At 58.9% G+C, this 25,014-nt stretch carries 30 protein-coding genes and 3 tRNA genes; 15 read left to right on the top strand and 18 right to left on the bottom strand.

Annotation, left to right across the window (positions count from 1 at the left end; translation table 11 throughout):
- Positions 1–98: 98 nt before the first annotated feature.
- From LD28_RS0114360 to LD28_RS23125, 5 genes are all read right to left on the bottom strand, one after another.
- Positions 99–605: a hypothetical protein gene (locus tag LD28_RS0114360; protein ID WP_081959585.1), complete on the bottom strand. Its 507-nt coding sequence runs from the start codon at positions 603–605 to the stop codon at positions 99–101.
- A complete protein-coding gene (locus LD28_RS0114365; protein WP_033137640.1) occupies positions 583–1,704 on the bottom strand; it encodes a conserved phage C-terminal domain-containing protein in 1,122 nt (373 codons plus the stop codon). Before LD28_RS0114365 ends, LD28_RS0114360 begins: the two co-directional genes overlap by 23 nt.
- Complete coding sequence (locus tag LD28_RS0114370; RefSeq protein ID WP_033137641.1) at positions 1,697–1,993, bottom strand: hypothetical protein; 297 nt, start codon at positions 1,991–1,993, stop codon at positions 1,697–1,699. The genes LD28_RS0114365 and LD28_RS0114370 overlap by 8 nt, the downstream gene beginning before the upstream one ends.
- Positions 1,994–2,061: 68 nt before the next feature.
- Complete coding sequence (locus tag LD28_RS0114375) at positions 2,062–2,568, bottom strand: phage regulatory CII family protein (RefSeq protein ID WP_033137659.1); 507 nt, start codon at positions 2,566–2,568, stop codon at positions 2,062–2,064.
- Entirely contained in the window at positions 2,534–2,800 is a 267-nt protein-coding gene (locus tag LD28_RS23125; protein ID WP_156120252.1) for a hypothetical protein, read from the bottom strand. Before LD28_RS23125 ends, LD28_RS0114375 begins: the two co-directional genes overlap by 35 nt.
- A gap of 105 nt (positions 2,801–2,905) precedes the next feature.
- Here LD28_RS23125 and LD28_RS0114380 point away from each other — a divergent pair, with 105 nt between their 5' ends.
- Complete coding sequence (locus tag LD28_RS0114380; RefSeq protein ID WP_050514339.1) at positions 2,906–3,589, top strand: LexA family protein; 684 nt, start codon at positions 2,906–2,908, stop codon at positions 3,587–3,589.
- A 24-nt stretch (positions 3,590–3,613) separates the two neighbouring features.
- Here LD28_RS0114380 and LD28_RS0114385 read toward each other — a convergent pair whose 3' ends face one another.
- Complete coding sequence (locus LD28_RS0114385; RefSeq protein ID WP_033137642.1) at positions 3,614–4,366, bottom strand: hypothetical protein; 753 nt, start codon at positions 4,364–4,366, stop codon at positions 3,614–3,616.
- A gap of 1,049 nt (positions 4,367–5,415) precedes the next feature.
- Here LD28_RS0114385 and LD28_RS0114390 point away from each other — a divergent pair.
- From LD28_RS0114390 to LD28_RS0114435, 12 genes are all read left to right on the top strand, one after another.
- Entirely contained in the window at positions 5,416–5,637 is a 222-nt protein-coding gene (locus tag LD28_RS0114390; RefSeq protein WP_033137643.1) for a hypothetical protein, read from the top strand.
- 35 nt (positions 5,638–5,672) lie between these two features.
- On the top strand, positions 5,673–6,443 hold the full coding sequence (locus LD28_RS0114395; protein WP_193354317.1) for a hypothetical protein: 771 nt from the start codon (positions 5,673–5,675) through the stop codon (positions 6,441–6,443).
- Positions 6,440–6,721, top strand: coding sequence for a DUF7446 family protein (locus LD28_RS0114400; protein WP_033137644.1), 282 nt, complete (start codon positions 6,440–6,442; stop codon positions 6,719–6,721). Before LD28_RS0114395 ends, LD28_RS0114400 begins: the two co-directional genes overlap by 4 nt.
- A complete protein-coding gene (locus tag LD28_RS21980) occupies positions 6,718–8,514 on the top strand; it encodes a phage N-6-adenine-methyltransferase (protein ID WP_241462301.1) in 1,797 nt (598 codons plus the stop codon). The genes LD28_RS0114400 and LD28_RS21980 overlap by 4 nt, the downstream gene beginning before the upstream one ends.
- Entirely contained in the window at positions 8,511–9,425 is a 915-nt protein-coding gene (locus LD28_RS0114410; RefSeq protein WP_033137645.1) for a DNA cytosine methyltransferase, read from the top strand. The genes LD28_RS21980 and LD28_RS0114410 overlap by 4 nt, the downstream gene beginning before the upstream one ends.
- Positions 9,422–9,580 (top strand): hypothetical protein, encoded by a 159-nt coding sequence (locus tag LD28_RS23575; protein WP_167334786.1) that lies wholly within the window; start codon positions 9,422–9,424, stop codon positions 9,578–9,580. The genes LD28_RS0114410 and LD28_RS23575 overlap by 4 nt, the downstream gene beginning before the upstream one ends.
- Entirely contained in the window at positions 9,580–10,017 is a 438-nt protein-coding gene (locus LD28_RS0114415; protein ID WP_033137646.1) for a hypothetical protein, read from the top strand. The genes LD28_RS23575 and LD28_RS0114415 overlap by 1 nt, the downstream gene beginning before the upstream one ends.
- Positions 9,993–10,187, top strand: a complete 195-nt coding sequence (locus LD28_RS0114420; protein ID WP_033137647.1) for a hypothetical protein — start codon at positions 9,993–9,995, stop codon at positions 10,185–10,187. Before LD28_RS0114415 ends, LD28_RS0114420 begins: the two co-directional genes overlap by 25 nt.
- A gap of 85 nt (positions 10,188–10,272) precedes the next feature.
- Complete coding sequence (locus tag LD28_RS0114425; protein WP_005347020.1) at positions 10,273–10,530, top strand: hypothetical protein; 258 nt, start codon at positions 10,273–10,275, stop codon at positions 10,528–10,530.
- A complete protein-coding gene (locus tag LD28_RS0114430) occupies positions 10,530–11,057 on the top strand; it encodes a single-stranded DNA-binding protein (RefSeq protein ID WP_033137648.1) in 528 nt (175 codons plus the stop codon). The genes LD28_RS0114425 and LD28_RS0114430 overlap by 1 nt, the downstream gene beginning before the upstream one ends.
- Positions 11,058–11,130: 73 nt before the next feature.
- Positions 11,131–11,355, top strand: coding sequence for a DUF4224 domain-containing protein (locus LD28_RS22545; RefSeq protein WP_080592832.1), 225 nt, complete (start codon positions 11,131–11,133; stop codon positions 11,353–11,355).
- A gap of 98 nt (positions 11,356–11,453) precedes the next feature.
- Entirely contained in the window at positions 11,454–12,359 is a 906-nt protein-coding gene (locus LD28_RS0114435) for a tyrosine-type recombinase/integrase (protein ID WP_241462302.1), read from the top strand.
- A gap of 101 nt (positions 12,360–12,460) precedes the next feature.
- On the opposite strand, the gene LD28_RS0114440 is transcribed toward LD28_RS0114435, so the two are convergent.
- The 11 genes from LD28_RS0114440 to LD28_RS0114490 all read right to left on the bottom strand — a co-directional run bounded on the left by LD28_RS0114440 (position 12,461) and on the right by LD28_RS0114490 (position 22,726).
- Positions 12,461–12,547: transfer RNA gene (locus LD28_RS0114440), tRNA-Leu, on the bottom strand.
- 41 nt (positions 12,548–12,588) lie between these two features.
- A tRNA-Cys gene (locus LD28_RS0114445) sits at positions 12,589–12,662 on the bottom strand.
- A gap of 35 nt (positions 12,663–12,697) precedes the next feature.
- Positions 12,698–12,773, bottom strand: a tRNA-Gly gene (locus LD28_RS0114450).
- 181 nt (positions 12,774–12,954) lie between these two features.
- Positions 12,955–13,509: a CDP-diacylglycerol--glycerol-3-phosphate 3-phosphatidyltransferase gene (pgsA, locus tag LD28_RS0114455; RefSeq protein WP_031227442.1), complete on the bottom strand. Its 555-nt coding sequence runs from the start codon at positions 13,507–13,509 to the stop codon at positions 12,955–12,957.
- 199 nt (positions 13,510–13,708) lie between these two features.
- Positions 13,709–15,562 carry an excinuclease ABC subunit UvrC gene (uvrC, locus tag LD28_RS0114460; protein ID WP_033137650.1) on the bottom strand — a complete coding sequence of 618 codons (1,854 nt, stop codon included), beginning with the start codon at positions 15,560–15,562 and terminating at the stop codon, positions 13,709–13,711.
- Positions 15,563–15,673: 111 nt separating this feature from the next.
- Complete coding sequence (gene uvrY / locus LD28_RS0114465; protein ID WP_005337448.1) at positions 15,674–16,318, bottom strand: UvrY/SirA/GacA family response regulator transcription factor; 645 nt, start codon at positions 16,316–16,318, stop codon at positions 15,674–15,676.
- Between the two features lie 211 nt (positions 16,319–16,529).
- A complete protein-coding gene (kdsB, locus tag LD28_RS0114470; protein WP_033137651.1) occupies positions 16,530–17,279 on the bottom strand; it encodes a 3-deoxy-manno-octulosonate cytidylyltransferase in 750 nt (249 codons plus the stop codon).
- Positions 17,276–17,464, bottom strand: coding sequence for a Trm112 family protein (locus tag LD28_RS0114475; protein ID WP_005347033.1), 189 nt, complete (start codon positions 17,462–17,464; stop codon positions 17,276–17,278). Before LD28_RS0114475 ends, kdsB begins: the two co-directional genes overlap by 4 nt.
- Positions 17,465–17,587: 123 nt before the next feature.
- Positions 17,588–18,589: a tetraacyldisaccharide 4'-kinase gene (gene lpxK / locus LD28_RS0114480; protein WP_033137652.1), complete on the bottom strand. Its 1,002-nt coding sequence runs from the start codon at positions 18,587–18,589 to the stop codon at positions 17,588–17,590.
- Positions 18,589–20,343 (bottom strand): lipid A ABC transporter ATP-binding protein/permease MsbA, encoded by a 1,755-nt coding sequence (msbA, locus tag LD28_RS0114485; RefSeq protein ID WP_033137653.1) that lies wholly within the window; start codon positions 20,341–20,343, stop codon positions 18,589–18,591. The genes lpxK and msbA overlap by 1 nt, the downstream gene beginning before the upstream one ends.
- Before the next feature lie 181 nt (positions 20,344–20,524).
- The gene (locus LD28_RS0114490; RefSeq protein WP_033137654.1) at positions 20,525–22,726 is read right to left on the bottom strand and encodes a DNA internalization-related competence protein ComEC/Rec2; all 2,202 of its coding nucleotides are present in this window, start codon (positions 22,724–22,726) and stop codon (positions 20,525–20,527) included.
- Positions 22,727–22,753: 27 nt separating this feature from the next.
- On the opposite strand from LD28_RS0114490, the gene LD28_RS0114495 reads away from it, so the two are divergent.
- Together LD28_RS0114495 and LD28_RS0114500 are read left to right on the top strand one after the other, a co-directional pair.
- On the top strand, positions 22,754–23,272 hold the full coding sequence (locus LD28_RS0114495; protein WP_033137655.1) for a DUF2062 domain-containing protein: 519 nt from the start codon (positions 22,754–22,756) through the stop codon (positions 23,270–23,272).
- Complete coding sequence (locus tag LD28_RS0114500) at positions 23,266–23,769, top strand: DUF2062 domain-containing protein (RefSeq protein ID WP_033137656.1); 504 nt, start codon at positions 23,266–23,268, stop codon at positions 23,767–23,769. The genes LD28_RS0114495 and LD28_RS0114500 overlap by 7 nt, the downstream gene beginning before the upstream one ends.
- Before the next feature lie 101 nt (positions 23,770–23,870).
- On the opposite strand, the gene LD28_RS0114505 is transcribed toward LD28_RS0114500, so the two are convergent.
- The coding region (locus tag LD28_RS0114505; RefSeq protein ID WP_033137657.1) for an amino acid aminotransferase at positions 23,871–25,014 on the bottom strand (1,144 nt) is incomplete at its 5' end.

The following is a 25,014-nucleotide window of genomic DNA, read 5'->3' on the forward strand; positions in this document are numbered from 1 at the left end:
CCCCCCCACCCAGCCGCGCACCGGCGGATAGATTGCAACCCGGCAGAACTGCGCCTCACGCACATCGCGCTCAGCAGTCGCATTGAATTGACTGGCCATCACGAAATCCTCCCTGTCACAGTGACACCTGCGCGGCGCTTATCGGATAAAATCGACTCCAACTCTGCGGCTACGGCATCGTCAGTCACCAACTCATCAACCTTCCCCACCCGCAAATACACGCGAACCGTGGCCTCCATCTCACAAGCCCGAATCGAAATGGTTTGCCCTGTCCTGGCGGTAGGCTGAGCTGCCTGCATCATGCTCGCCATCAGCGCCTTCACCTCGGCAGGGCGCGGGGCGAACTGGCGATCGGCATCATCAGCCAGCTTGAACACCGCTTCACGCACCAAGCCGACAGGGAACCCCTTGATGGTCAGGGCCCAAGCCTTCGCAGTGCCGGTGGCGTTGCTGTCCAGCTGGTTGGCACTGGCAGGCCAGTAAGCGATCATCATCGGAAACAGCTCGTTGGCCAGAAACAGAGTCAGCGGATCTGCAGCAACGTGCTCGGCCTGCAGAGCGCCTCGGTGCAGCACAGCCACCTCAGAGGATTGTGTTATCGTCATAGCCGACTCCTGAGTTAGCCATGATGGCTTGGGCCTGTTTCTGGGCATTGGCCAGGTTTGACATGGGGCGCTTGCGCTCGTAGCCCTCCCACTCGCCGTTCACACAGCGCGGGCGGCCGATGGAGTTCCAGCGCTTGGCAGCTGCCAGATAGCTCTCGAACTTCTGCGGGGCAAACACAGTCATCGGGCGAAGGTACTCGCTCATTTTCAGGTCAGCAGCCCAGTGAGCGGTCTTAAAGTCCACTACGAGCTGCAGATCTGCGACCGAGTAGCCATCAGCCAGGCGGGCATTGATGTTCTGCAGGGCGGTAGGCTTGGCCTGATAGCGGCGATCGGCTACTGCGTTGAAGTGCGCCAGCACCTCCTTCGCCTCAGAGCTCACCACCAGAGTGACCTTGCGCTTCTGGTCTCGTTCGGTTTCGTCAGAAACCGGACAAGAGATCTGTTTAAGATCCTCTGTACTATCTAATTCTTTCACTTCTTGTTCTGTTGTCGTGACGGTCGGGGCCCCGATGGGCGCGACAGTCGGCGCGACAGCATCACCACTCAAGGCCGCATCAGCAAAGGCTTTTGGCGGGACGGTCGGAACCCCGATGTGTACCCCTATGGGCGCCCCATTTGTTGCGCCCTCAAACTGCTCTTTTGAGAATGACTCGCAATTAGAGGTGACCGGCTGCATGGCTGCCTGATAGTCGTCGTAGTTGCAGATCTCGATGATGGTGCCCCAAGGGGTACCACGCAGTTCGAGCATCCCCTCTTTGGCGAACCAGCCAAGCAGGCGCTCGGTAGCCTTCTTGTCGAGACCACGCCCGCGCTCGTCACATAGCTGCTGTCCCAGCTCGGTGGCGCTGATCACCAGCTGTCCGCGCGTCAAGTACCAGTCACGGCCCTTGTAGCGCACACAGCCCGCCTCGTAAGAGGCCAAACCAATCAATCGCATCCAGGCCGCCAGCTTGGTGGCATTGCGGGCCCAGTCGGCTTGCAGCAACGAACGCCAGCACACCACATATCCACTGCGACGGTTGTCACTCATGTTGCTGCTCGCCTTCCTGTTGATAGGGGCGACCGCATGGGCCGCCAGTCTGATCACATCACCCATGGCGAACCTCCTGCAGGTGCTGCATCAGGCATTGCAGATGGCGCTTGGCCTGCTCGGCGGTAACCGGGATCTTGATCCCGCTCTTGAAGCTGCCATAGACCAGATAGGTGCCACTGATGCCATCAACCAGGCGTGGCAGCACCTCGGGGATCACATTGCGTCGGGGTGAGCCACTACGACTCCCGCACGATTTGACGGGGTGGTAAGCGCGAGACCATGCATTGATCTCTTCAAGTTCCACTTCATCCCACGCTTGCCCAATGGGCTTGATATCCGTATGATTTTCCATGTTCACATCCTCTTTCGATGCTTGAACCATGGCCCCGACTGTTGACGCAGTGCGGGGCCGCCTTGTTTCTATTTGCCAGCAGCTGCCGGCAGATTCCGCACGTTGGCGGCGGTAGTGCTGATCAGGCCAAGCACATGCTCTGCTGCTTGGGTACCAATCCGCTCAATCTGGCTGTGCTCAACCCGGTCGATAACGCCGTCAGCGCGGGCATCATGAATGGCCTGCATCAACTTGCCGAACACCGACTGGGCCAGCAGCACCTGCTCAACCAGATCGTCATCACTGACGACGCCGGCAGGCAGGTCAACCAGCACCTTGCCGAGGCTGGCTGCCCAGGCTTCCACAATGCGGTGGTCGCCAGTGAGTTCAGTGACCGCGACAGCTTCACCAAGGTTCAGATGGTGACTGTCGCAATCCGGGTTCAGCTTGTTGGCCAGCACGGTCTCACCCTTACCCATCAGGCGGGCGAGCTCGCTAATGTTGTGACTCTTGCCGAGCAGATAGGCAGCAACTAAAACGTTCGGACGTGAAACCGAAGGTTTACTTAACGTGGAAGTTTCGGTTTGCTGTGTCATGATCTGCTCCATGTTGGTTTTGCGATTTCAATGCCGCCAAGATGTCGGCAGCTCGGTCAGCAATGGGAAGCGATGAAATCTCGTCTTGGCTCAACCCTTGCTTCAGCAATTTCGGCACCCAGGTTGCTGGCACAACATTCCGTTTGAATGCTCGCACTACTGCCTGAGGGGTTACATCAAGCGCTGTCGCCAGCGCGGTTTTAGTCTGGAATCGCTCAAGCAGCGCGTTCATCTGGGCGTCCTGTTCATTTATCACAGGCACAAGTGTAACCAATAGTTTCTTTTGCAGGCAACTGAAAGTTTTCAATGAAGGCGAGGACAATAGAGGGAACCAAAGATGCAACAGAGAAGCGAAGACATGGCTCGTTACGAGGCCGACAAAATAGCCTTTGCCAAACGCCTGAACGAAGCGCTGGAAGATAAAGGGTTCGCCGAACGCGGACGCGCAGGCAAATTAGGAAGCATGTTGCGAGATGCCCCGTCGCGCGTTGCAATTTCAAAATGGCTGTCTGGTGATAGCCTGCCGGAAGTGAAGCGTCTGGGGGAAATCTCCCAGATCATTGGCAAGTCAGTACAGTGGATGCTGACCGGAGAAGATAGCAACCTGGAAGAGTTTGCCGATCAGGTTGGACTGGTGCCGGTTATCTCTTGGGTGCAGGCCGGCAACTTCTGCAGCAATGGCGATATCCCGCTGCCGCAAGAGGTCGACGAGCGGATTCCTAGCCCCGTCAGAGTGGGTGGCCGCGCCTATGCAGTTCGGGTGAAAGGTGACTCCATGGTGTCTCGCGATGGGGGCCGCTCCTATCCTGAGGGAACCGTGCTGATCGTCGATCCCGATGTGGCGCCGGATGCAGGCCGCCGCGTCATCGCCCGGATCGGCGACGAGACCACCTTTAAAGAGCTGGTGCGTGATGCTGGGCAATGGTTCCTCAAGCCGCTCAATCCACAGTACAAGATGATCCCCGTGACCGAAGAGGTCTCCATCTGCGGCGTGGTGCGCTGTGCCGTGCAGGAAGAGTAAGGGCGCTCCCTGCGCCCCTGCTTGCTACTGCTGCTCCAGCTTGTGGAGCGTCCAGTTATTGATATCCGCTGATTCCCCAAGCCCTTTGTATTGCACATCACAGTGCCAATTGGTTCTCACCATCGCGCCATAGGCGTTCTGGGAATCAACGTGCAGTTTGTAGACGTAGCGCTGGCGCCCCATTGACCATGACCCATCTGATGTGAACGGGAAATCTGCTGTTGATGGCGAAAGCAGCTGAGTTTCGACTAGCCGCTTACACATGAGGTAACCCATGACCGATTCGTCTTTAGCATCAAGCTCGTTGAAGTGATCCCTAAACTTGGCTGGCTCACTGTTGAACTCCCGCTCGCACCAGCCAAATACCTGCGCCACAGACAACTCCTTGGACTTGCTGCTTGCGTAGTCGCTCAGGCAGGTATAGAACGCCTCAGACTCCTTCCCATCTAACTTGGCTGCAGCCATCAAACCATTCACTACATTTCTGCGCTCGCCTGCATCTTGCTCGATAAACCACGACAGATCCTTGCTCTCATAGCTTTCATTTTGTTTGGTATCTGTAGCCTCCGAGGTGGTGGGGACATCACTATCCTTGGGACTCAACAGGGCAACGATGATCAACAGGACAACACAACCAAACCCCATAGCTGAAAAACGAAAAAAAACCTGAGGCCTCCCGACCATCCTCACCCAGTTCGGATTAATCATGCCAAGCAAAAATCCGATAGGAATGACAAGTAAAAGTACCACCGTCAGCAAAATCCCAACCACATCCATTTCAACCACTCCCCCCTTGTTTTTGATGGCCTCATTCTACCCCCTTCGAGCAAGTCAAAAAAATCCAAAAAAAAATGTGAAACCGATAGTTGACCCAACAGAAACCACTGGTTACTATTTATCTCGTAAACAGAAACCGAATAATGCCTAGTGCGAAAGACGACCCCAGCCGGAGGGCCAGCGAAAACTGGCAGCGGTGGCAACAGACCGCTTGGGGATATAACACCGGCAACCGGGCTGATTCACCTCCCCGCTCTCCCCTTGAAAGGTGTAATGCGTGCCGACAAGGGTGACCGGAAAACAAAATCAGTGACCGGCTGGCAGCTGGAAAGACAGCGAAGTTAAAGCGAACGAAGCGAGTGGCGGGTCTGACTCCCCAGCCACCCACCCGGTGAAAGGCCGGGACACAACTGGGATTGCATTGCAGGTGAACCTAGGCCCATGGGGTACAGCACGAGAGATCCGGTGACCAGTGCAATCCACAGTTGTGGTGATAACCATCCCATAAGCTGCGAGCAGCCGGGAGGTGCCGATAGGAAGTGCAATCGTAAGACACCACAGCCAACCGATTTGACCACCCCAAGGAGGTGATCATATCTCCCACCGCAGGGTTACGCGGTCGCCTGGTCACGCTGTGAAGCGCCACCAAGGCCCTCGCCGAGAGGCGACAGTTTCGAAATGGTAGGTCTGCCCGTGAGGGCGCACTGGTGCCGACAACAAGAACGGCTGACTCGCTGTGAAGCGCTCAGCCTCACCACAGGTGCAACGCATGTGGTTACTACTCCTGATGTTGATCTGGCTGCTCGGGCTGACAGCTAACCAACAAGCAACACCAACCGTCACCTCCATGGCGGCGCCATCAAGGGCAGTTCCACCGCTCACGATGGCACAGGGCTCCAGACCCTGCCAAACCAGCCCAACATGTTCTCTCCTGGCCCCGGCAACGGGGCCCTTATCCCACAAGCGATAGCGGCCCAACAGCGGGTCACGGCCTCCTATTGCCTGTCGCTTGTGTGATGAGACCAATTTCAGAGATAGCGGAGGCAGCCATGCACCCAAGCGAGTTCATTGCCAAGCACATCAAGGCAACGCTGGAGAAAGAGCAATTCCCCACCCATGCGATCTCGCTGGGCGTGGCTGAAGCCAAGCGCTATTTCGACCGGACACCCAGCTTTGCCAAAGGGAAGGTGTTCGATGAGTGCCTCAAGGCGGCCCGCGCAGTAGCAAGGATCGCGAAGAAGGCGGAATCGGCCAAGCAGGCCAAGCCCTGATCCGGGGTACGGGTCGCAACGAGTGAGGAAAAATCATGACCAACGAAATCCAGCAAGCTGATTTACCAACATCACTTGCTCACGGCGCACCACTTAGCAGCGCCTCATGGGCAGACTTCGTGGCAAGACTACGCCACGACTGTGTGGGTGAAGGCGTACATGACCACTGCACAGCCGACGCCATCTTCAGAGTTCAATCACGCCAGTTCATCTATGGGATAGACAAAGACTACACCGACAAAGTGGCCGTGATTTGCGACGACTCGGTATGGTTCAGCACGCAAGAATATTGGGATGACTGCGACGATGAACAGCAAGGTAACCTGAATAAATTGGCGCAAGAGCTTGAAGGAAAAGACTTTCTCGAATTGAAAGGATTCCGAGCCCAGTGGTACATCCTTGGCGAACTTGATGATCACACGGTTACCGGTTGGGATGACAAGTGGGTTCATGTAAATAGCCACTTCACCAATGATGCGGCCGAGGCGTTTATCAAGCGCAAGCGCCATGATCACCAAAACGGCATCCGGGTATATGTCGACGCCCAGACCCATTGCTGGGAGTACAACACCATCAAGGAAGCCATTCTTAATGGCCGGATCGGCCTGACAGATGAACTGCAACGGGTAAAGGAAGAGCAGGCAGCCCTCATCGAATTCATCAAAGAGACAGCCGATGTTCTTGATGAGCTGAGCAGTGAAATTCTGACCTCACGCCTCAAGGGTGGAGCAGCCGGCGCGGCCTCCGGTCTGCGCAAGGCGGTGGCTCGCCTTTCAGATGCGTTTTGCGTGGAGAGTGCAGCATGAGCAAATCAGCAGCACGCATGCAGCTCGGCTTCTCTCCATTGAGCAAGACCATTCAGCTGGCAAAGATGCGAGACGTAAATGGCGGCCGTCAGCGGGTTGGTAACGACCCTGGTCGTGATGTCACTAACGAGGCGGCCCAGATGGTTTGGCAACTCGTTATGGCTGCAGGTGGCCAAATAGCCTGGACGCTGGACGACGGCAGCAAAATGGTACTGACGGCAGAGAAGGTTGAGCCTGCCAATGATGGCGAACCTGAGCGCAAAGGTGATGACGCATGAACCACTACGCCAAAGCACTGGCAGAGCTCCAGCTCCAGCCTGACCACGAACTCAAGCAGATCGGCGACCAGTGGCAGACTCCCAAGCCGCTAGCCTGGGGCCTGTTCCACCACTTCGCCCCCACCCTGGGGCCGGTGGTGCTCGACATGTTCGCCGATGACTGCAACGCCTTGGTGCCGAACTACTACGATGCGGCCGACAACGCCCTCACTCAAGAGCTGGCATCCGACCTGCGCCGCCTGGGTGGTGCAGCCTTCGGCAACCCGCCCTACTCCCGCCCATGCGTCGATGGTGATGGCAACCACATCACCGGGATGGAGCCAATCCTCAACTTCTGCCGCGAGCAGCGGGCGCAGGGCGCCAAGATCATGCTGCTCATCAAGGCCGCCACTAGCGAAACCTGGTGGCCGGAGGATGCCGACTTTATCCAGTTCATCAGCGGCCGCATCGGCTTTGAAGTGCCGAGCTGGTACGTCCCGCGTGATCCGAAGAAGGACAAACCAAGCTCCAGCGGTTTCGCCTCCGCTGTGGTGATCTTCGATGCCAGCTGGCAGGGCGAGCGCCGCCCAGAAGCCCGCCTGCGCCGTGACGACCTGATCACCACAGGCCAGATCATCCTCGACATGATCCACCGCCAGGCTGTTGCGCTCAACGAAGAGGCCAGCCAAGCGATTGCTAAGTCAGTCAATGCAGAGCCCGCCATGCTGCAAGACCTGCCTGCCGTTGCAACGCCGGCGGAGTGGGAGCCTACGGTGGCAACCGATAACCAGACCAATGAGGCCACAGCTCAAGAGCTGGCTTTGTTGGAGATTGGTGAAGATAAACATGCTGAGCAGGTTGAGCAGGTCACGACTATTGGCACACATCACCCTGACTATGCCGAGCCAGGTCTTTATCTGGTTCGATATGTCGATGAAGTTGCCGAGCTCTCAGATGCAGACCAGAACACCCTGCGCAGCTATCTGAAAGGGTGGTTTGATGAAGGCGAGTCACCGTCCGAGATCTGCTATCGCCTGACGCTGGCGGCGGCCAACCTCAAAGCTGGTAAGCAAGCCCATGACGGCTTTGTGTTGCACGGCCGCACACCGACCCTGCCCCACTGGCAGCGCCACCCTGCTGTCAAGGCAGTGATCTACCAGATTGACGATGCCGATATCCTGACACCGGCCAAGACATCCGAACTGGCAGGTTGGATTATCGACAACCTGTCCGACGATGACGACCTTCTTGAGATGGCCACGGCAAAGGCTGCCGATCTGCTGGCCGCCAGCAAAGAGCCGACTCCAAACCATACCGAGCACCAGCTCGATATGCTCGAGCAAATGACCGTCGAGCAAGTGGATGAAGAACCGGTGACCAGCCGCACAGTACAGGAGATGATATTCGAGTTCGACAACAACGAGCTTCCTGTCAGCGACTGGCGAGCATTCATAGCGGTGTTGGCAAGCCTATACCCGCGAACGGTTGGTGAGGCCCATGCCGAACATGACCGATTCACCAATGCCCAGATCCGCTTCGCTCTCTGCCAATGCGATGACGACGAGGAAGGGGTAACCGATGTCCCCCAAGCCACCACCATGACCATCAACCTGGTGCTGGGCGACTTGGAGCGCATCGACAAACAGCTGGCATTGAGCAAAGAAGAAATGTATTTGGCCGCCGCTCATCAAGCGAAGGTGATAACCAACTGCATCAACAACAGCTCCGCCAATCTCAAGCCTGCCGAGCTGCGGCAAGAAACGATCGACATCATCAACGACCGGCGCGAACTGCAGCAAGAGGAGGCAGCATGAAAGCAATCGACCTGTTCTCTGGGTTGGGTGGCTGGTCTACCGGTGCCGTGATGGCTGGTTGCGAAGTGCTTTGGGCCGCCAACCACTGGCCAGAAGCTGTTCACTGGCACAGCGAGAACCACCCTGATACTCAACACATCTGCCAAGACCTGCATCAGGCTGACTGGACGCAAGTGCCGAGCCATGATCTGCTGCTCGCCTCCCCCTGCTGCCAAGGTCACAGCAAAGCGCGTGGCAAAGCCAGCGGCAACCCGCAGCATGATGCCAGTCGCTCAACAGCGTGGGCAGTGGTCTCAGCCCTTGAGTTTCACCGCCCGCAAGCCGCCATCGTAGAGAACGTGCCGGAGTTCCTTGAGTGGCCGCTCTATCCGGCGTGGGCGGCTGCCATGCAGGCTCTCGGCTATGCCTTGGCGCCCCATGTAGTTAACTGCGCGGATCTTGGTGTTCCGCAGGAGCGGATCAGGATGTTCATCGTATGCACCCGCTCGGCAAACCCATTAACCCTGAACCTGCCAAAGCTGGAGCATGTTCCTGCGACTCAGTTCATTGACTTTGCAGCAGGGCGCTGGTCACCGATAGCCAAGCCAGGGCGAGCAGAGGCGACACTGGAGCGAGTTGCCAACGGCAGAGCGGCCCACGGTGACCGATTCGTGATGAGCTACTACGGCAACACCCGCACCGGGCGAAGCATTGAGCGGCCGATCGGCACCATCACCACCCGCGATCGCTGGGCTGTCGTGGACGGTGACTGCATGCGGATGCTCACGGCAGAAGAAAACCTGCTGGCGATGAGTTTCCCGCGCAATATCAAGCGCCCAAACAACCACCGGTTGACCGTTCACATGGCAGGCAACGCCGTCCCGCCACTGGCTGGAAAGCGAATCATCCAGGCACTGATGGAGGCAGCATGACGACCTTCAACAGCCAAAAGCTGATCTGCAGCAAAGGCCTGAAGAAAGACCGATCGGCGGCCGAAGCACTCAAGCGCCGCCAGCAGAAGCGCAATGAAATAGAACTCCGCCAGCTGGCCAACCAGTATGGCATTGACCACAAGGAGATGCAGTGATGAGCATCGTGCAGGACATAGCCGAGTGGATTCACGGCCGGGAAGGCGGGGCCATCAGTGCCGAGGTGGCCGCCGAATTCTCCCTCACTGTCAGCGAGGCCAGCATTGTGATGGGGCAGATCCACAGAGAGTCCCGCTTCACTACCCGGGTTGAGCACTTCTGTCTGGTCGGGGATAACGGCCGTGGCCGCCACACTCGCCGCCTCTATGTTGACGTGGTGAAGCCACCGCAGTGGCGCAAGACCCCAGTGATAGGGACTTGCGGGGATCTGGTAGTCCGGTTCGACAGCGTCACCGACGCAGAGAACAAGGGCGGTTTTGTCCGAGTTGGTATCACCCGCTGCCTTGCCGGCCAGCAGGAAAAACACGGCGGGTACCGCTGGCAGATAGACACCTCTAAAGGAGCAGGAAAATGCACCGCTACAGCTACACCCTGAATGCCGCGACCGAATTGGGCTCTGCGCCGGATCGCCTGACCGGCACCATCGAGGCACACCACCCGATGACCCACCAACAGATCAGGCTGGCCGCCATTGATAAGGCCCCTGCCCAATATCTCAACTTCAACGAGCTGGAGTTCCAGGAGATTGAAACGATCACAGATTGAAGGGCTGGCAATTCTGGCTGGCACAGCACTGATACTGGCCACACTGGCCGCGATGTAACAGATAGCAACTGTCCGGGAGGACACGATGAGCACCAAACTCCACCAACGCAATTACCGCGATGATATGGCACAGGCCATCCAGCAAGAGCAGTCAGGCAACTTTGCCGACGCAGCACTCTCCTACAAGAAGGCCCAGCACCACGCCGCCAGCGCCAATATGCTGAGCAAGGCCAAGTTCGCCATGGCCCGCCGTATCCGATGCCTCAAGAGCGCCAAAGATCCAGAGTGGCGCCAGGTAAATGAGAAGTTCCAGCAACTCCACCAGACGCTGGAGGCTCGCTGATGGCCAGCCGCGGTATCAACAAAGTCATCCTGATCGGCAATCTCGGTAAGGATCCGGAAGTGCGCTACATGCCGAGCGGCGGCGCCGTCACCGACATCACCCTGGCCACCTCTGAAACGTGGCGTGACAAGCAGACAGGGGAGCAGAAAGAGCGCACCGAGTGGCACCGCGTAGTGTTCATGGGCAAGTTGGCAGAAGTGGTCGGTGAGTACCTGAAGAAGGGCTCCCAGGTCTATGTGGAAGGCAAGCTGCAGACCCGCAAATGGCAGGACCAGAGCGGCCAGGAGCGCTATACCACCGAGGTGCTGGTCGATAGCTTCACCGGCGTGATGCAGATGCTTGGCGGCAGGCCCCAGGGTACCGGTCAGCAGCAGGTGCCAGCCTCGCAGCCACAGGGCGGATATGGACGACCACCCCAGCAGCCAGCCCAGTCCAACCAGAACTACAACGAGCCACCACCTCAGTTTGACGACGATATCCCGTTCTTTAGATTCGCAGGACACCCATCGCTGATGAACTGCATCTGAGGCACGACAGAACAACCGGCGGCTCCAGTAGCCGCCCCTCTCGCCGTGAGGCGTAATGAAATAGGGGGCTCAAATGCCGTTTCATATCCTGACAGAACAGGAACTGGAAGAGCTTACTGGCTATGCAACACCATCAAAACAGAAAGAGGTATTGCAACGGAACGGGATTTATTTCGTTGAGGGAAAAGGCGGTAAAATCCGCACAACAAGCGAGAATATAAGGTGGCCGCTGCCAACATTGGCAGGGAGAGGTATGTCACCACGAGATGGTGATGGGTTTAACTTAGAGGCAATCTAATGGGGAGACCCAGAAAGTCTGACACTTGGTTACCCCCAAGAGTTTACAGGGGCAAGTCAGCATTTGAATTTCATCCTCGTAGCGGTGGAGCCATTCGCTTGGCTCCGCTTGCAGCAACGCAATCTGCCGTCTGGGCCGCATATGAACACATAATGGCCGAGCAGGATGGAGATACGATCAAACGCTTAGTTCATGAATTCTTTGAATCGGCAGACTTCAATGACCTGAGCGCTACGACTCAGAAGGATTATAGAAAATACTCCATACCGGTCATCAAGGTATTTGGCGGTATGGACCCGTCACGAGTCGAGTCACCACACATCCGAAAGTACATGGATAAACGAGGCCAAAACTCGAAGGTGCAAGCCAATAGAGAGAAGGCTTTTTTCTCCCGGGTTTTCCGGTGGGCATACGAACGGGGAAAGGTGAAAAGCAACCCTTGCCAAGGGGTGCGCCAGTTTAAAGAAAAGGCCAGGACAAGGTACATAACCGACCTAGAATTTCAGGCCGCTATGGACGCTGCAAGGCCAGCTGTCAGAGTTGCCATGGAGCTGAGCTATCTATGTGCAGCTCGGAAAGGTGACGTTCTCGCGATGAGATGGTCACAGGTCGGCGAAGAAGGCATAACCATCCAACAGAGCAAGACCTCAAAGATCCAGATCAAGGCATGGTCACCAAGATTGATCGCTGCAATAGAACAGGCAAAACAACTTGCCGGCTCGGTGGTACGTTCGTCCTATGTCATCTGTAAGCCAAATGGTACTCCATATACAGACAACGGTTTTAATGCTGCTTGGCGGGAGGCCGTGCTGACAGCAAGGGAACAAACTGGTTGGCCTATGGACTTCACCTTCCACGACATCAAGGCGAAGGCCATATCCGATGTAGAAGGTAGCAGTCGTGATAAGCAGCGGATCAGCGGGCACAAAACGGAGGCGCAGGTTGCAGCTTACGACCGTTCAATCGAAGTTGTCCCTGCTGTTGATAGCGTGAAAAAACGCTGAAATATTAGGACAGAGTATTAGGAAGTTTTAGGAATGATGTAAAACAAAAAGGCCGCTATCACTAGCGGCCTTTGTAAATCATTGAAATCTATCTGAATTAATGGTGCCCGAGGCCGGAATCGAACCGGCACGCCTCGAAAAGCGAGGGATTTTAAATCCCTTGTGTCTACCGATTTCACCACTCGGGCACCGCAATCGGTATCAAGCTCGCGTGGCGGGCTTGTCAATATGGAGGCACGTTCCGGAGTCGAACCGGACTAAACGGATTTGCAATCCGCTGCATAACCGCTTTGCTAACGCGCCATGCAAAAGAGAGTTGGCTCTCTATTGTCTGAATTTGGAGCGGGAAACGAGACTCGAACTCGCGACCCCGACCTTGGCAAGGTCGTGCTCTACCAACTGAGCTATTCCCGCATTGGTCTGGCTGACTGCCTGACTACGAGGACGCATTCTAGCGATGTTCCTCGCCCAGTCAACCAGAAATATTTAATTACCTGATCGTTCGGGCATTTTTTGCCCTTTTTGAACAGTTTTAGCGCCTTTGGTCGTTTCCTGCCTCAAATCAGCGGAAACCTCACCTTGCGGCGCATGTGACTCACAGGTTGGCGTGGTGGGTCAGATCTCCCCAGGCGGCCTTCATGTACTGGAACATCGACCAGAAGGTGAGCACGGTGGCAACATAGAGCATCACGTAGGCGAGCCACACCATCCAGACGTTGTATTGCCAGATAAGGCCGGTGAGCGACACCATCTGGATCATGGTCTTCCACTTGCCAATCCAGCTGACCGCTACCGAGGAGCGTTTGCCGAGCTCAGCCATCCATTCGCGCAGGGCGGAGATGATGATCTCGCGGCCAATCATGGTCATGGCAGGGATGGTGACCCAGATGGTGTTGTAGTGTTCGACGATGACCACCAGTGCGGCGGCAACCATGATCTTGTCGGCAACCGGGTCAAGGAAGGCGCCAAAGGCGGTGGACTGATTGAGCTTGCGGGCCAGATAGCCATCAAACCAGTCGGTAGCAGCGGCCAGAATAAAGATGATGGCGGCAGCCAGATAGGACCATTGATAAGGCAGATAGAACAGGATGACGAAGACGGGAATGAGCAAAATCCGGAAAAACGTCAACAGGTTAGGTATGTTTGTCATTATTTTCAGCCACTTCTTGTACGTCGCTACATAGTGCGCCAAAGCCGATTTGCGATGCAACCGCACTGGCGCCCGTCTTGGTCTTTTTAATCCATCAATCTTCTCAAAATGCGGGGGCCATTATGGCATTTACGCCCCCCCCGCGTCACGGCTCTTGTGCATCAAGGAGTTAGCGATGTTGCCATGCCGCTAACCCTGCTCAGGCGCTGTGCAAGCCATCGTGGATGGTCTGGGCCAGCTCCTGACTGATGCCGGGCACCTTGGCCAGTTCATCCACGCTCGCCTTTTTGACCTCCTGCAGGCCGCCCAGATATTTGAGCAGCGCCTGCCGCCGTTTCGGGCCCACCCCCGGAATATCCTCCAGACTGCTGCTGGTGCGGGCCTTGGCACGCCGCGCCCGGTGGCCGGTAATAGCAAAACGGTGGGATTCATCGCGAATATGCTGAATCAGGTGCAAAGCGGGCATATCTGCCGGCAAATGCAGCTCTTCGTGGCTCTCCCCCATGATCAGGGTCTCCAGCCCCGCCTTGCGGGTGACCCCTTTGGCAATCCCCACCAGCAGCGGGTATTTGCCGCCGAGGAACTCCAGCTGACGGGCCAGGATCTCTTCGGCGCGGCGCAACTGGCCGAGGCCGCCGTCGATAAAGAGCACGTCCGGCACCTTGTCCGGCTCCTGCTGCTTGCCAAAGCGGCGCTCCAGCGCCTGCTCCATCGCCGCGTAGTCATCACCACCGGTGATGCCGTCGATGTTGAAACGACGATATTCGGAGGAGAGCGGCCCCTCCCGGTTGAACACCACGCAAGAGGCCACCGTGCGCTCCCCCATGGTGTGGGAGATATCGAAACACTCCATGCGGGCGATGGGGCGCTCCAGCTCCAGCAGCTCTTCCAGCTGGTCGTAGCGAGCAGTAATGGTGCTCTTGTGAGCCAGCCGCGATCGCAGCGCCGTCTCGGCGTTGATGGAGGCGAGCTTGATAAAACGGGCCCGCTCGGCGCGAGTTCGGCTCACCACCCGCACCTTGTAACCCGCGGTCTGGCTCAGGGTCTCGGCGATGACGCTCTCGTCCTCGAGGGCCACATCGAGCAGCACCTCGCTCGGGATCTGCCGCCCCCCCTGCCCCGACAGATAGAACTGCAGCAGGAAGGATTGCACCACCTCGTCAAGCTGGGTGTCGGCCGGCACTTTCGGGAAGTAGCTGCGCGAGCCCAGCACCTTGCCCTGACGGATAAAGAGCACGTGAATGCAGGCAGCGCCTTGCTCGAAGGCGACCCCCACCACGTCGAGTTCGTCCAGCACATTGCCGCTCACCGACTGCTGCTCGGTGACCCGGCGCAGCGCCAGGATCTGATCCCGATAGCGGGCCGCCTCTTCAAAGCGCAGATCGCCGCTGGCAGACTCCATCTTGCCCACCAATTCGCCTATCACCTGCTGGTTCTTGCCCGCCAGAAACAGCTTGGCCAGCTCCACCTGCTGGGCATATTCGGCCTCGCTCACCAGCCCGGGCACGCAAGGACCGGCGCAGCGCTTGAGCTGATAGAGCAGGCAGGGACGGGTGCGGTTGGCATAGACCGCATCCTCACACTGGCGTACCGGAAAAATCTTCTGCATCAGGTGCAGGCTCTCGCGCACCGCACCGCCTGAAGGATAGGGGCCGAAGTACTCCCCTTTGATCTTGCGGGCGCCGCGATGGACGCCGATGCGCGGATGCTGGTGCGCGGTGATGATGATCCAGGGGTAGGATTTGTCGTCCCGCAACAGCACGTTATAGCGAGGCTGGTACTGCTTGATGAGGTTGTGCTCGAGGATCAGCGCCTCGGTCTCGGTGTGGGTGACGGTCACCTGGATATCGGCGATCTGGCGCACCAGAGTGCGGGTCTTGATGCTGTCGACGTTGGTGCGAAAGTAGGAGGCGAGCCGCTTTTTCAGATCCTTGGCCTTGCCCACATAGATCACAGTGCCACCGCTGTCATACATGCGGTAGACGCCGCTTTGATGCGTCACGGCGCTCAAAAACGCCTTGCTGTCGAAAAGAGGTTCGGGAGAGAGGGTCATCAGCTACTCGGCTCACACAAAGGCAAAAATTGACGGGCAGAGCATACTGCCCCCGCACGACAAAAAGCAAAAAGGCGGCACTCGCCGCCTTTGTGACCACACGCCACCCGATTAGAGGGTATCGGCATCCAGCATGCCATAGCGAATGGCCAGATGGGTCAGTTCCACGTCACCGTTGATCCCCAGCTTGCTGAACAGACGATAGCGGTAGCTGTTGACCGTCTTCGGGCTCAGGTTGAGCTGCTCGGAGATATCGGTCACCTTCTGTCCCTTGGTGATCATCATCATGATCTGCAACTCGCGCTCGGAAAGGGACTTGAAGGGGTTCTCGTCAGCGGAGGCAAACTGGCTGAGGGCCATCTGCTGTGCGATCTCCGGGGAGATGTAACGCTGACCGGAGTGCACCAGCCGGATCGCCTGGATCATCTCGTCAGGGGCTGCCCCCTTGGTCAGGTAACCGGCGGCGCCCGCCTGCATCACCTTGGTGGGGAACGGATTTTCTGAATGAATGGTCAGCACTATGATCCGCACATCGGGGCGGATCCGCAGAATTTTGCGGGTCGCTTCCAGACCACCAATACCCGGCATGTTCATGTCCATCAGGATCACGTCCGGATGGTGTTGGCGACAGAACGTCACTGCGGTCTCGCCGCTCTGTGCCTCACCCACCACCTTGATCCCGCGCACATCTTCAAGAATGCGTCTTATCCCTGTACGCACCAGCTCATGATCATCGACCAGGAATACATTTATCACCCAAACACCCCGTTTTTATCTCGTTTTAGCCGCCCGGTTAGGGTTAACAGGGCGTCTTGCATCATAACCAAACTCGTCGCTTTGGCAAACCATGCGCACCAAAAGTTTGAGAAAACCCGTTAATGGCGTTTAAAATCAAATAATTATGTAAATTTTCAAAACAAAAAACGGTGTCTTGCGACACCGTTTTGTGACTTCCGTGCAGTGACCATCACTTGGCCAAAAACGCACGCACCTTCTCCAGATCGGCCTGGGTATCCACCCCGACCGGCGGCGCTTCAAGGGCCTGGGCAACGTGGATCTTCTCCCCGTACCAAAGCACCCGCAGCTGCTCCAGCGCCTCGACCTGCTCCAGCACACTCGGCGCCCAATCCACATAACGCTGGATAAATCCGGCACGGTAGGCGTAGATGCCGATATGGCGCTGGTAGTGGTCACCAATCTGCTCGTGACTGTTGGCAAAGCGATCCCGATCCCAGGGAATGGTGGCGCGGCTGAAGTAGAGGGCGTAGCCATCCTTGTCAGTCACCACTTTCACGGCATTCGGGTTGAACGCCTCTTCGGCATCCTTGATCGGCACCGACAGGGTCGCCATCGGCGCCGTGGCGGCGGCCAGATTGTCTGCCACCTGACGAATGATGGCGGGCGGAATGAGCGGCTCATCCCCCTGCACGTTGACGACGATGGTATCGGCGGCAAAGCCGTAGTGACGGCACACCTCGGCCAGACGCTCGGTGCCGGACTGGTGATCCGCGGAGGTCATGCACACCTCGACGCCGGTGGCCTGCAGCGCCTGCTGCACCCGGGCATCATCAGTGGCGACAATCACCCGATCGGCACCTGATTGCAGGGCTTTCTCCACCACGTGCTGCACCATGGGCTTGCCATGGATATCCGCCAGCGGCTTGCCCGGCAGACGGGTTGACGCATAGCGGGCAGGAATGACGACGACGAAACTCATGACGGCAGCTCATCGCTATTGAGCGGACGGGCGCGGTTTTCCAGCAACACCGGGATCCCCTCTTCCAGCGGATAGGCCAGCTTGTCAAAGCGGCAAACCAGCTCATGAACTGCTTTGTTGTAGTGCAGCTTACCCTTGCAGACCGGGCAGGCGATGATGTCGAGCAACTTGATGTCCAAAGCCAAAACGATACTCCTTCAACGATGTCGCGCTGGCGGATTCATCACGCCAGCGATGGATGTCGAGCAACCAGATATTCCATGCGGGACCGCTATTGGTCCACGTCTCCCCCGTTCAGGCAAGAGAGATTAACCTTGTACCTTGGTGGCGCCTTGCGCCTTGCCACTCGCGCTCAGCTTGTGCAGCAGGGTATCGAGCAGAGACGCCGGCAACTCGGCGCTGACCGGCAGATACCACCAGTTATCGAGGGCAAACGAGCGGCACTTGACCGCATCCTTCTCGGTCATCAGCAGCGGCCTGTTGGCAAAGCGGCCCACCAGCTCATCCCGATCGAAGGGGTGATGATCGCCATAGGCTGCCTGCTGATCCAGCTGGTAGCCAAGCCCCTCGAGGGTGGCAAAGAAACGGGGGGGATGACCGATCCCGGCCAGCGCATCGACCGGCCCCGACAAGGGGGCAGCCAGCGGGGCATCGTCGCGCACCCGGCGCGGGGTGTCGGCGACCAGTTGCATGGGGTACTCCCCCTTGCCCGGCTCGCCGCCGTTGCAGATGATGGCATCCACCCGTTTGAGACGAGTGACCGGCTCGCGCAGCGGCCCCATCGGCAGCAGGCAGGCGTTGCCAAAACGTCGCATCCCATCCACCACCACCAGCTCGATATCGCGGGCCAGCGCATAGTGCTGCAGGCCGTCGTCGGTGATGATGATATCCACCTCACCGCTCTGCTCCAGCAACCGCACCGCATCGGCCCGTGTCGGGGCGACCACAACCGGGCAGCCGCAGCGCCGGGCAATCAGCACCGGCTCATCCCCCGCCTGCGCCGTGGTGCTGGCAGTATCGAGCCGATACGGATAATGGGGCGCCTTGCCACCGTAACCACGGCTCACCACCCCGGGGCGATAGCCACGAGCTTGCAACTGCTCCACCAGCCAGACCACCACCGGGGTCTTGCCGTTGCCCCCCACCGAAATATTGCCCACCACGATCACCGGCAAGGAGGCGCGATACCCCTTGCGCCAGCCGTGACGATAGGCGTAGCGGCGGGTGCCGCTGATGATGGCGAACAGCAGGGCAAAGGGGGCCAGCAACCAGCGCCAGCCACTTTTACCGTACCAGAGTTGCTCCAGCATCAACCCTTATTACCAAACTGAATGGCCCGCAGCTGGGCATAAGTACCGTGCATGTCCATCAAGGTTTGATGGTTGCCACGCTCGACGATATGACCCTCGTCGATCACCAGGATCTCGTCCGCCTTCTCGATGGTGGAGAGACGGTGAGCGATCACCAGCGAGGTACGCGCCTTGCACAGCTCGTCGATGGCCGCCTGAATATGGCGCTCGGACTCTGTATCAAGGGCAGAAGTGGCCTCATCCAGCAGCAGAACCGGCGCATCGCGCAGCAGAGCACGGGCGATGGCGACCCGCTGACGCTGACCACCGGAGAGAGAGGCACCATTCTCGCCAACCACGGTGTCGTACCCCAGCGGCATCTTGCTGACGAACTCGTCGGCATGGGCGATGCGAGCAGCCTGCACGATCTGGTCGCGGCTGTATTTGTCTTCTGCCGCGTAGGCGATGTTGTTGGCCACAGAGTCGTTGAACAGGTGGACATGCTGGGAGACCAGCGCGTACTGCTTGCGCAGCTCGCTCAACTTGTATTCGCGGATATTGATGCCGTCCAGCAGGATCTCGCCCTGGTCGATGTCGTAGAAGCGGGTCAACAGGCTGGCAATGGTACTCTTGCCTGAGCCGGAGCGGCCCACCAGCGCCACTGACTTACCGGCCTCCACCTTGAAGCTGACGTTGTGCAGCGCCGGGGTATCCTTGGTCGGATAGGTGAAGGTGACATTGCGAAACTCGATCTCGCCGCGAGCGCGCTCCAGAGTGCGGGTGCCGGTATCCTGCTCCGGCTCGGTGTCGAGCAGGCCAAACAGGCTGTGGCAGGCGGTGATGGCGCGCTGGAACTGGTTGTTGACGTCGGTCAGGCTCTTGAGCGGCTTGAGCAGCATCATCATGGAGGTGATCATGACGGTGAAGGTACCGGCGGTCAGGGTCGTCTTGACGCTGTCGATGGTAGCCACATAGAGGAAGGCAGCCAGCGCGATGGAGGCAACCATCTGCACCACCGGGCTACCGATAGCATCGGCGGCGACCATCTTCATGGTCTGCTGGCGCATGTTGTTGCTGACCTGGAAGAAGCGTTTCTCTTCCACCTTCTGGCCACCGAACATCAGCACCTCTTTGTGCCCTTTGAGCATCTGCTCGGTGGAGGTAGTGATATCTCCCACCGCCTGCTGGATGTGACGGCTGATCTGGCGGAAACGGCGGCTGATAAGGCCGATGATGATGCCGACCAGCGGGCCGACCACCAGGAAGATCACCGACAGCTGCCAGGAGTGCCAGAACATCAGGCCGAGCAGGCCGACCACGGTCGCCCCTTCCCGCACCAAGGTCACCAGCGTGGTGCTCGCCGCCGAGGAGACCTGACTGGCGTCATAGGTCACCTTGGAGAGCAGATGGCCGGTGTTCTGACGGTCGAAGAAGCTCATCGGCATCGCCACCATGTGGTTAAACACCTGCTGCTGCAGACGCATCACCACGTGGTTGCCGACCCAGGCCATGCAGTAGTTGGAGAGGAAGTTGGCGACACCGCGCAGGGCCACGATGCCGAGGACGAAGAAAGGCATCCATTTCAAGACGGTGCTGTCGTTGCCATTAATGCCCTGATCGATCAGCGGCTTGATGGAGTAAACAAAAGTGGTATCCACGGCGGCGTAGCCCAGCATCCCGATGATGCCACCGACCAGGCCCAGCTTGCGATCACGGACATAACCGAGCAGGCGTCGGAATACAGGCCAGCTCTCTTGTGAGGTTTCTTGTTGCATGAATAGCCGTTAGTAATGGAAATGACGGGCTATTCTAGCCAAAGCGCTGGATTACACCAAGCACCGCCACCGATATAGCATCCATCCACGGCGGAAATGACGGATTATTGTGCAAGCCAGCACCTTGCGTATCCCAAACGCATTCCCATGAATAGCCACATCATGAGCAGCAAGGCCCGCCTTATTGCTCAAACCACGCTCTCGGCCGCCACCACTCGCCACTGCGCCGGTACCAGGGGCCCTGATCACGCTCGGCAGTGACGCTCAATCCCGCTGCGGTTGGCTCGACCAGCATCGCCCCTTGCTGGCCGGTGATCCACTGGCGGGCATCCCGGTAACGGGCCACCACATCGGGGCGGGGGAAGCCCCATTGATTCATAAAACCGGCGCTGTGGATCACATCCTGCGCCGCCACCGCCGCGACAAACGGGGGCGTGGAGGAGGTGCGGCTGCCATGGTGTGGACTCACCAGCAGGGTGCTGGCCAGTCCCGCCCCCTCCAGCGCCACCAATCGCTGCTCGGCCTGCCGTTCGATATCGGCACTAAGCAATACGCTGCGCTCGCCATCGCTGATACGCACCACGCAGCCATCATTATTGCGCCCGCCGCCAGGGTGTTCGGGCCAGAGCACTGCAAACGAGAGCCCCTGCCAGCGCCACTGTTGCCCACGCAGGCAGAGCGTCGTTCCCTCACTGAAGGGATAAGAGGAGAGCTCGTGGCGCACCGGCATGGCGCTGAGCAGTCGCTTGCGATTGCCAGCATGGTCCCGATCCTTGTGGCTGATGATGAGGCGATCGATCACCCGGATCCCCAGGTGGCTCAGCTGGGGCAGGATCACCGCGTCCGCCATGTTGTAGCCACCGGGATAGCGATCGCCGGTGTCATAGAGGATGGCGCGCTCCCCCTTGCTGATCAGCACTGCCAACCCCTGTCCCACATCCAGCACCCGCAGTTGCCAGCGAGCAGGAGCAGGCCAGAGCGCCAGCAACAGCGCACACCCCCCCGGTAGCCAGAGCCAGCGTGCCGGGCGCCACCGCCAGCCGAGCCAGAGCAACAGTGACAAAGAACAAAACGGCAGCCACCAGCCCGGCAGTGGCCACCAGAGCTGCAATCGGGCAGCAAGAGCGTTGAGCAAGGTGAGTACCCACTCCAGCCCCAGATCCGCCAACCAGAACAGGCCGTAGGCGAGCGAGGTCGAGAGCGGCGCCAGCAGCACGCCGATCAACGCCAGCGGAATAATTGCGATACAAAAGAGCGGTACCGCCAGCAGGTTGATCACCATGGCGAGCGGCGCGATCCCATCGAACAGTGCCAGTTGCAGCGGCAACAGGCCGAGCAGCATCCAGAGCTGGATCTGCCACAGCCGCGGTTTCTCGTGGAGGTAGCCCACCAGCAGCAAGATGGCCACCGCCAGAAACGAGAGCCAGAATCCGGCCGAATAGAGGGCAAAGGGATCCCAGAGGGTCAGCACCACAAAGGCCCACAGCCAGATGCGCCAGGCAGGCCACTCCCGTCGGCACCAGCGCAGCACACTCCACACCAGTACCATGATAAGGGCCCGCTCGGTGGCCACTGCAAACCCCGCCAGCGCGCTGTAGACGGCGGCAAACAGCAGGGAGGTAATGATGGCGCCGCGCAGGCCAAACAGCCTGCCCAACCACCACCCGAGCACCGCCACTAGCGCGATGTGCTGCCCTGAAATAGCGATGATATGGGTCAGGCCGCTGCCGCGAAACAGCTCCCACTGGGCATCCGTGATGCCACTCTGCTCGCCAAAAGTGAGGGCCGCCAGCAAGGGGGCATGGTCAAGCGAGTGCCAACCCTCGCCCGCAGCAACCAGCCAGCGCTCGCGCAGTCCTGGCGCTACTGGCTCGATATCGATCACCCGGCGCAGGTTGCCGGTAGCGGTGATCCCCTTGCCCAGCAGCAGACGGCGGCCATCCATCCCGGCCTCGTTGGCAAGACCGTGGGCGGGCTTGAGGGAACTCACCAGTGTTATCCGGCTACCCACGGTCATGGCTGGCAATGCCTGATAGGCATTGACCCGGATCAGGGGCTCAGGTGTCACCGGTTGCTCGTCGAGGGCGCTCACCCGCAGCAACAGCCGGACAAATTTATCCCCCTCGGGCTCTGCACTTTGCAGCTGTGCGGTTATCATGTGGCTCGTCTGATCGCCCAACCGCTCCAGCCAGGCCAGCCGATAGGCAAGATTGGCCTGCATCCAGAGGATGCCGAGCAGCAGAAACAGCCACCGCCAGGCACGGCAATATGCAAGGGGGATCAGCAGGGACAGCAACAGGCCCCCCCATGCGAGTGAAGGTAACCATGGCCAGAGCAGTGAGGAGCTTGCCCCCAGGGCAAACGACAACAGACGCAGATCCATGGAGCAAGTATTTAGCAAGGTTTCAATATGCCCAAACGACTCATAAAACGCTGGATGCCCGATCAGCAAACCCTGAAAGAACACAAGCACTTGCGGCTGTTCGGCAAACTGCTGCTCGATGCCAACCTCTGGCATCTCAACCGCCGCTCGGCAGCCGGGGCATTTGCAGTGGGCCTGTTCATGGCCTGGGTGCCGCTCCCCTGCCAGATGCTGCTGGCCGCCGGTGGTGCCATCCTGTGCCGGGTCAATCTGCCGCTCTCGGTGGCGCTGGTCTGGCTCTCCAACCCCTTTACCATGCCGCCCCTGCTCTATGGCGCCTATCTGGTGGGCTGCCAGCTGCTGGGACATTCGGCGCAGCAGATAGAGATTGAGTTCACCTGGGATTGGTTGGTCTCGGTGCTGGGGACTGTAGCGCCGCCACTGTTGCTGGGATCGCTGGTACTGGCCCTGCTGAGTTCTCTCATCGGCTACACCCTGATCCGCACCTTCTGGCGCATCAGCACGGTGCGTCAGTGGCAAAAACGCAAGATGGCCCGCCCATGCTGAGTCGCTGGTTTGCCCGCTTCAAGCTCGATCCTGACACCCTGCGCCAGCAGAAGTGGTTTGCCCTGTTTGGTGAGCGGCTGCTTGCCCCTGCCCTCTGGCAAGGGGGCACCCGCGCCCTGAGCGGCGCGGTGGCGGCCGGGATCTTCGCCTGCTGGTTCCCCATCCCGATGCATTCGCTCATCGCGGTCGGGCTGGCGCTGGCATTCAGCCTCAACCTGCCGCTGGCGCTGCTGGCGGTCTGGTTCAACAATCCGCTGACCCTGCCGTTCATGTACCTCTACGCCTATCGCATCGGTTGTCTGGTACTGCACAAGACGCCGGAGCCTTTCCACCTCAGCTGGACCCTCCACTGGCTGGAGCAGGAAGCGGCCACCCTGGTGCCTCCGTTCTTGCTCGGCAGCCTGCTGCTGGCGGTGTTGACTGCTCTGAGCGGCGGCGCCCTGACCGCGTTGCTGCTGCAACTGCGCAAACTGTGGCAAGGCGCCCGCCACCACTGAGTTGCCCTTCCCATTGTTTGGCGAGCAGCAGTTGGCGATCAAAAAAGCCCGTCACCAAGGTGACGGGCTTTTTCATGGCTGCAAAGCTCAAGGCTGGCGCGTTACAGCACCTTGGCGATGGCCTCGCACAGGGGATCGATGTTGGCGCGGGTAATACCGGCCACGCTGATCCGGCCGGAGCCGACGATGTAGATGGCGAATTCGCTCTTGAGGCGCTCAACCTGATCCTTGGAGAGACCGGAGAAGGAGAACATGCCGTTCTGCTCGCGGATAAAGCTGAAATCCTGGCTCACGCCGAGGGCAGCCAGCTTCTCTACCAGCAGCTCACGCATCTCGCGAATACGCACCCGCATGGCGGCCACTTCTTCGACCCACTCGGCATAGAGCGCCGGATCGCTCACCACGGCGGTGACCACAGCGGCGCCGTGTGACGGCGGGTTGGAGTAGTTGGCGCGGATCACGGTCTTGACCTGAGTGAAGGCCACGTCGGCGATCTCTTTGGTCGCGCTCACCAGGGTGAAGGCACCGACCCGCTCGTTGTAAAGACCGAAGTTCTTGGAGAAGGAGCTCGCCACCAGCAGCTCGTCGTGGCACTCGGCGAAGATACGCAGACCTTCGGCATCCTCTTCGATACCGCGGGCAAAACCCTGATAGGCGAAGTCAAACAGCGGCAGCCAACCCGCAGCAGCACTCTGCTTGGCCAGTGCGCGCCACTGATCGCTGGTGGGGTCGATACCGGTCGGGTTGTGGCAGCAGCCGTGCAGCAGCACCAGATCGCCGGCCTGCACCTCAGCCAGCGAAGCCTGCATGGCGGCAAAGTCGAGCCCCTTGGTGGCCGCGTCGTAGTACTTGTACCACTTGACGGTCAGGCCCGCGGCCTGGAATACGCTGACGTGGTTGGCCCAGGTGGGATCGGAGATCCAGATGGTCTTGGCCAGACCGTTGCGCACCACGAATTCAGCCGCAATACGCAGGGCACCGGTACCGCCCGGCGCTTGGGCAGTCTTGGCGCGGCCGCTGGCGACCAGCGCAGAATGTTGCCCGAACAGCAGTTGCTGCACGATGCGACCATATTCGATATTGCCTTCAATACCGAGGTAGTTCTTGGTCTTCTCGTCGGTCAAGAGCTTCTGCTCTGCTTTCTTGACGCAATGAAGAATGGGGGTGGCACCGGACTCATCCTTGTAGATCCCGACCCCCAGATTAATTTTGTGGCTGCGAGAGTCAGCACGGAAGGCTTCGGTC

Source organism: Aeromonas finlandensis, assembly GCF_000764645.1.
GTDB classification, from domain to species: Bacteria; Pseudomonadota; Gammaproteobacteria; order Enterobacterales; family Aeromonadaceae; genus Aeromonas; species Aeromonas finlandensis.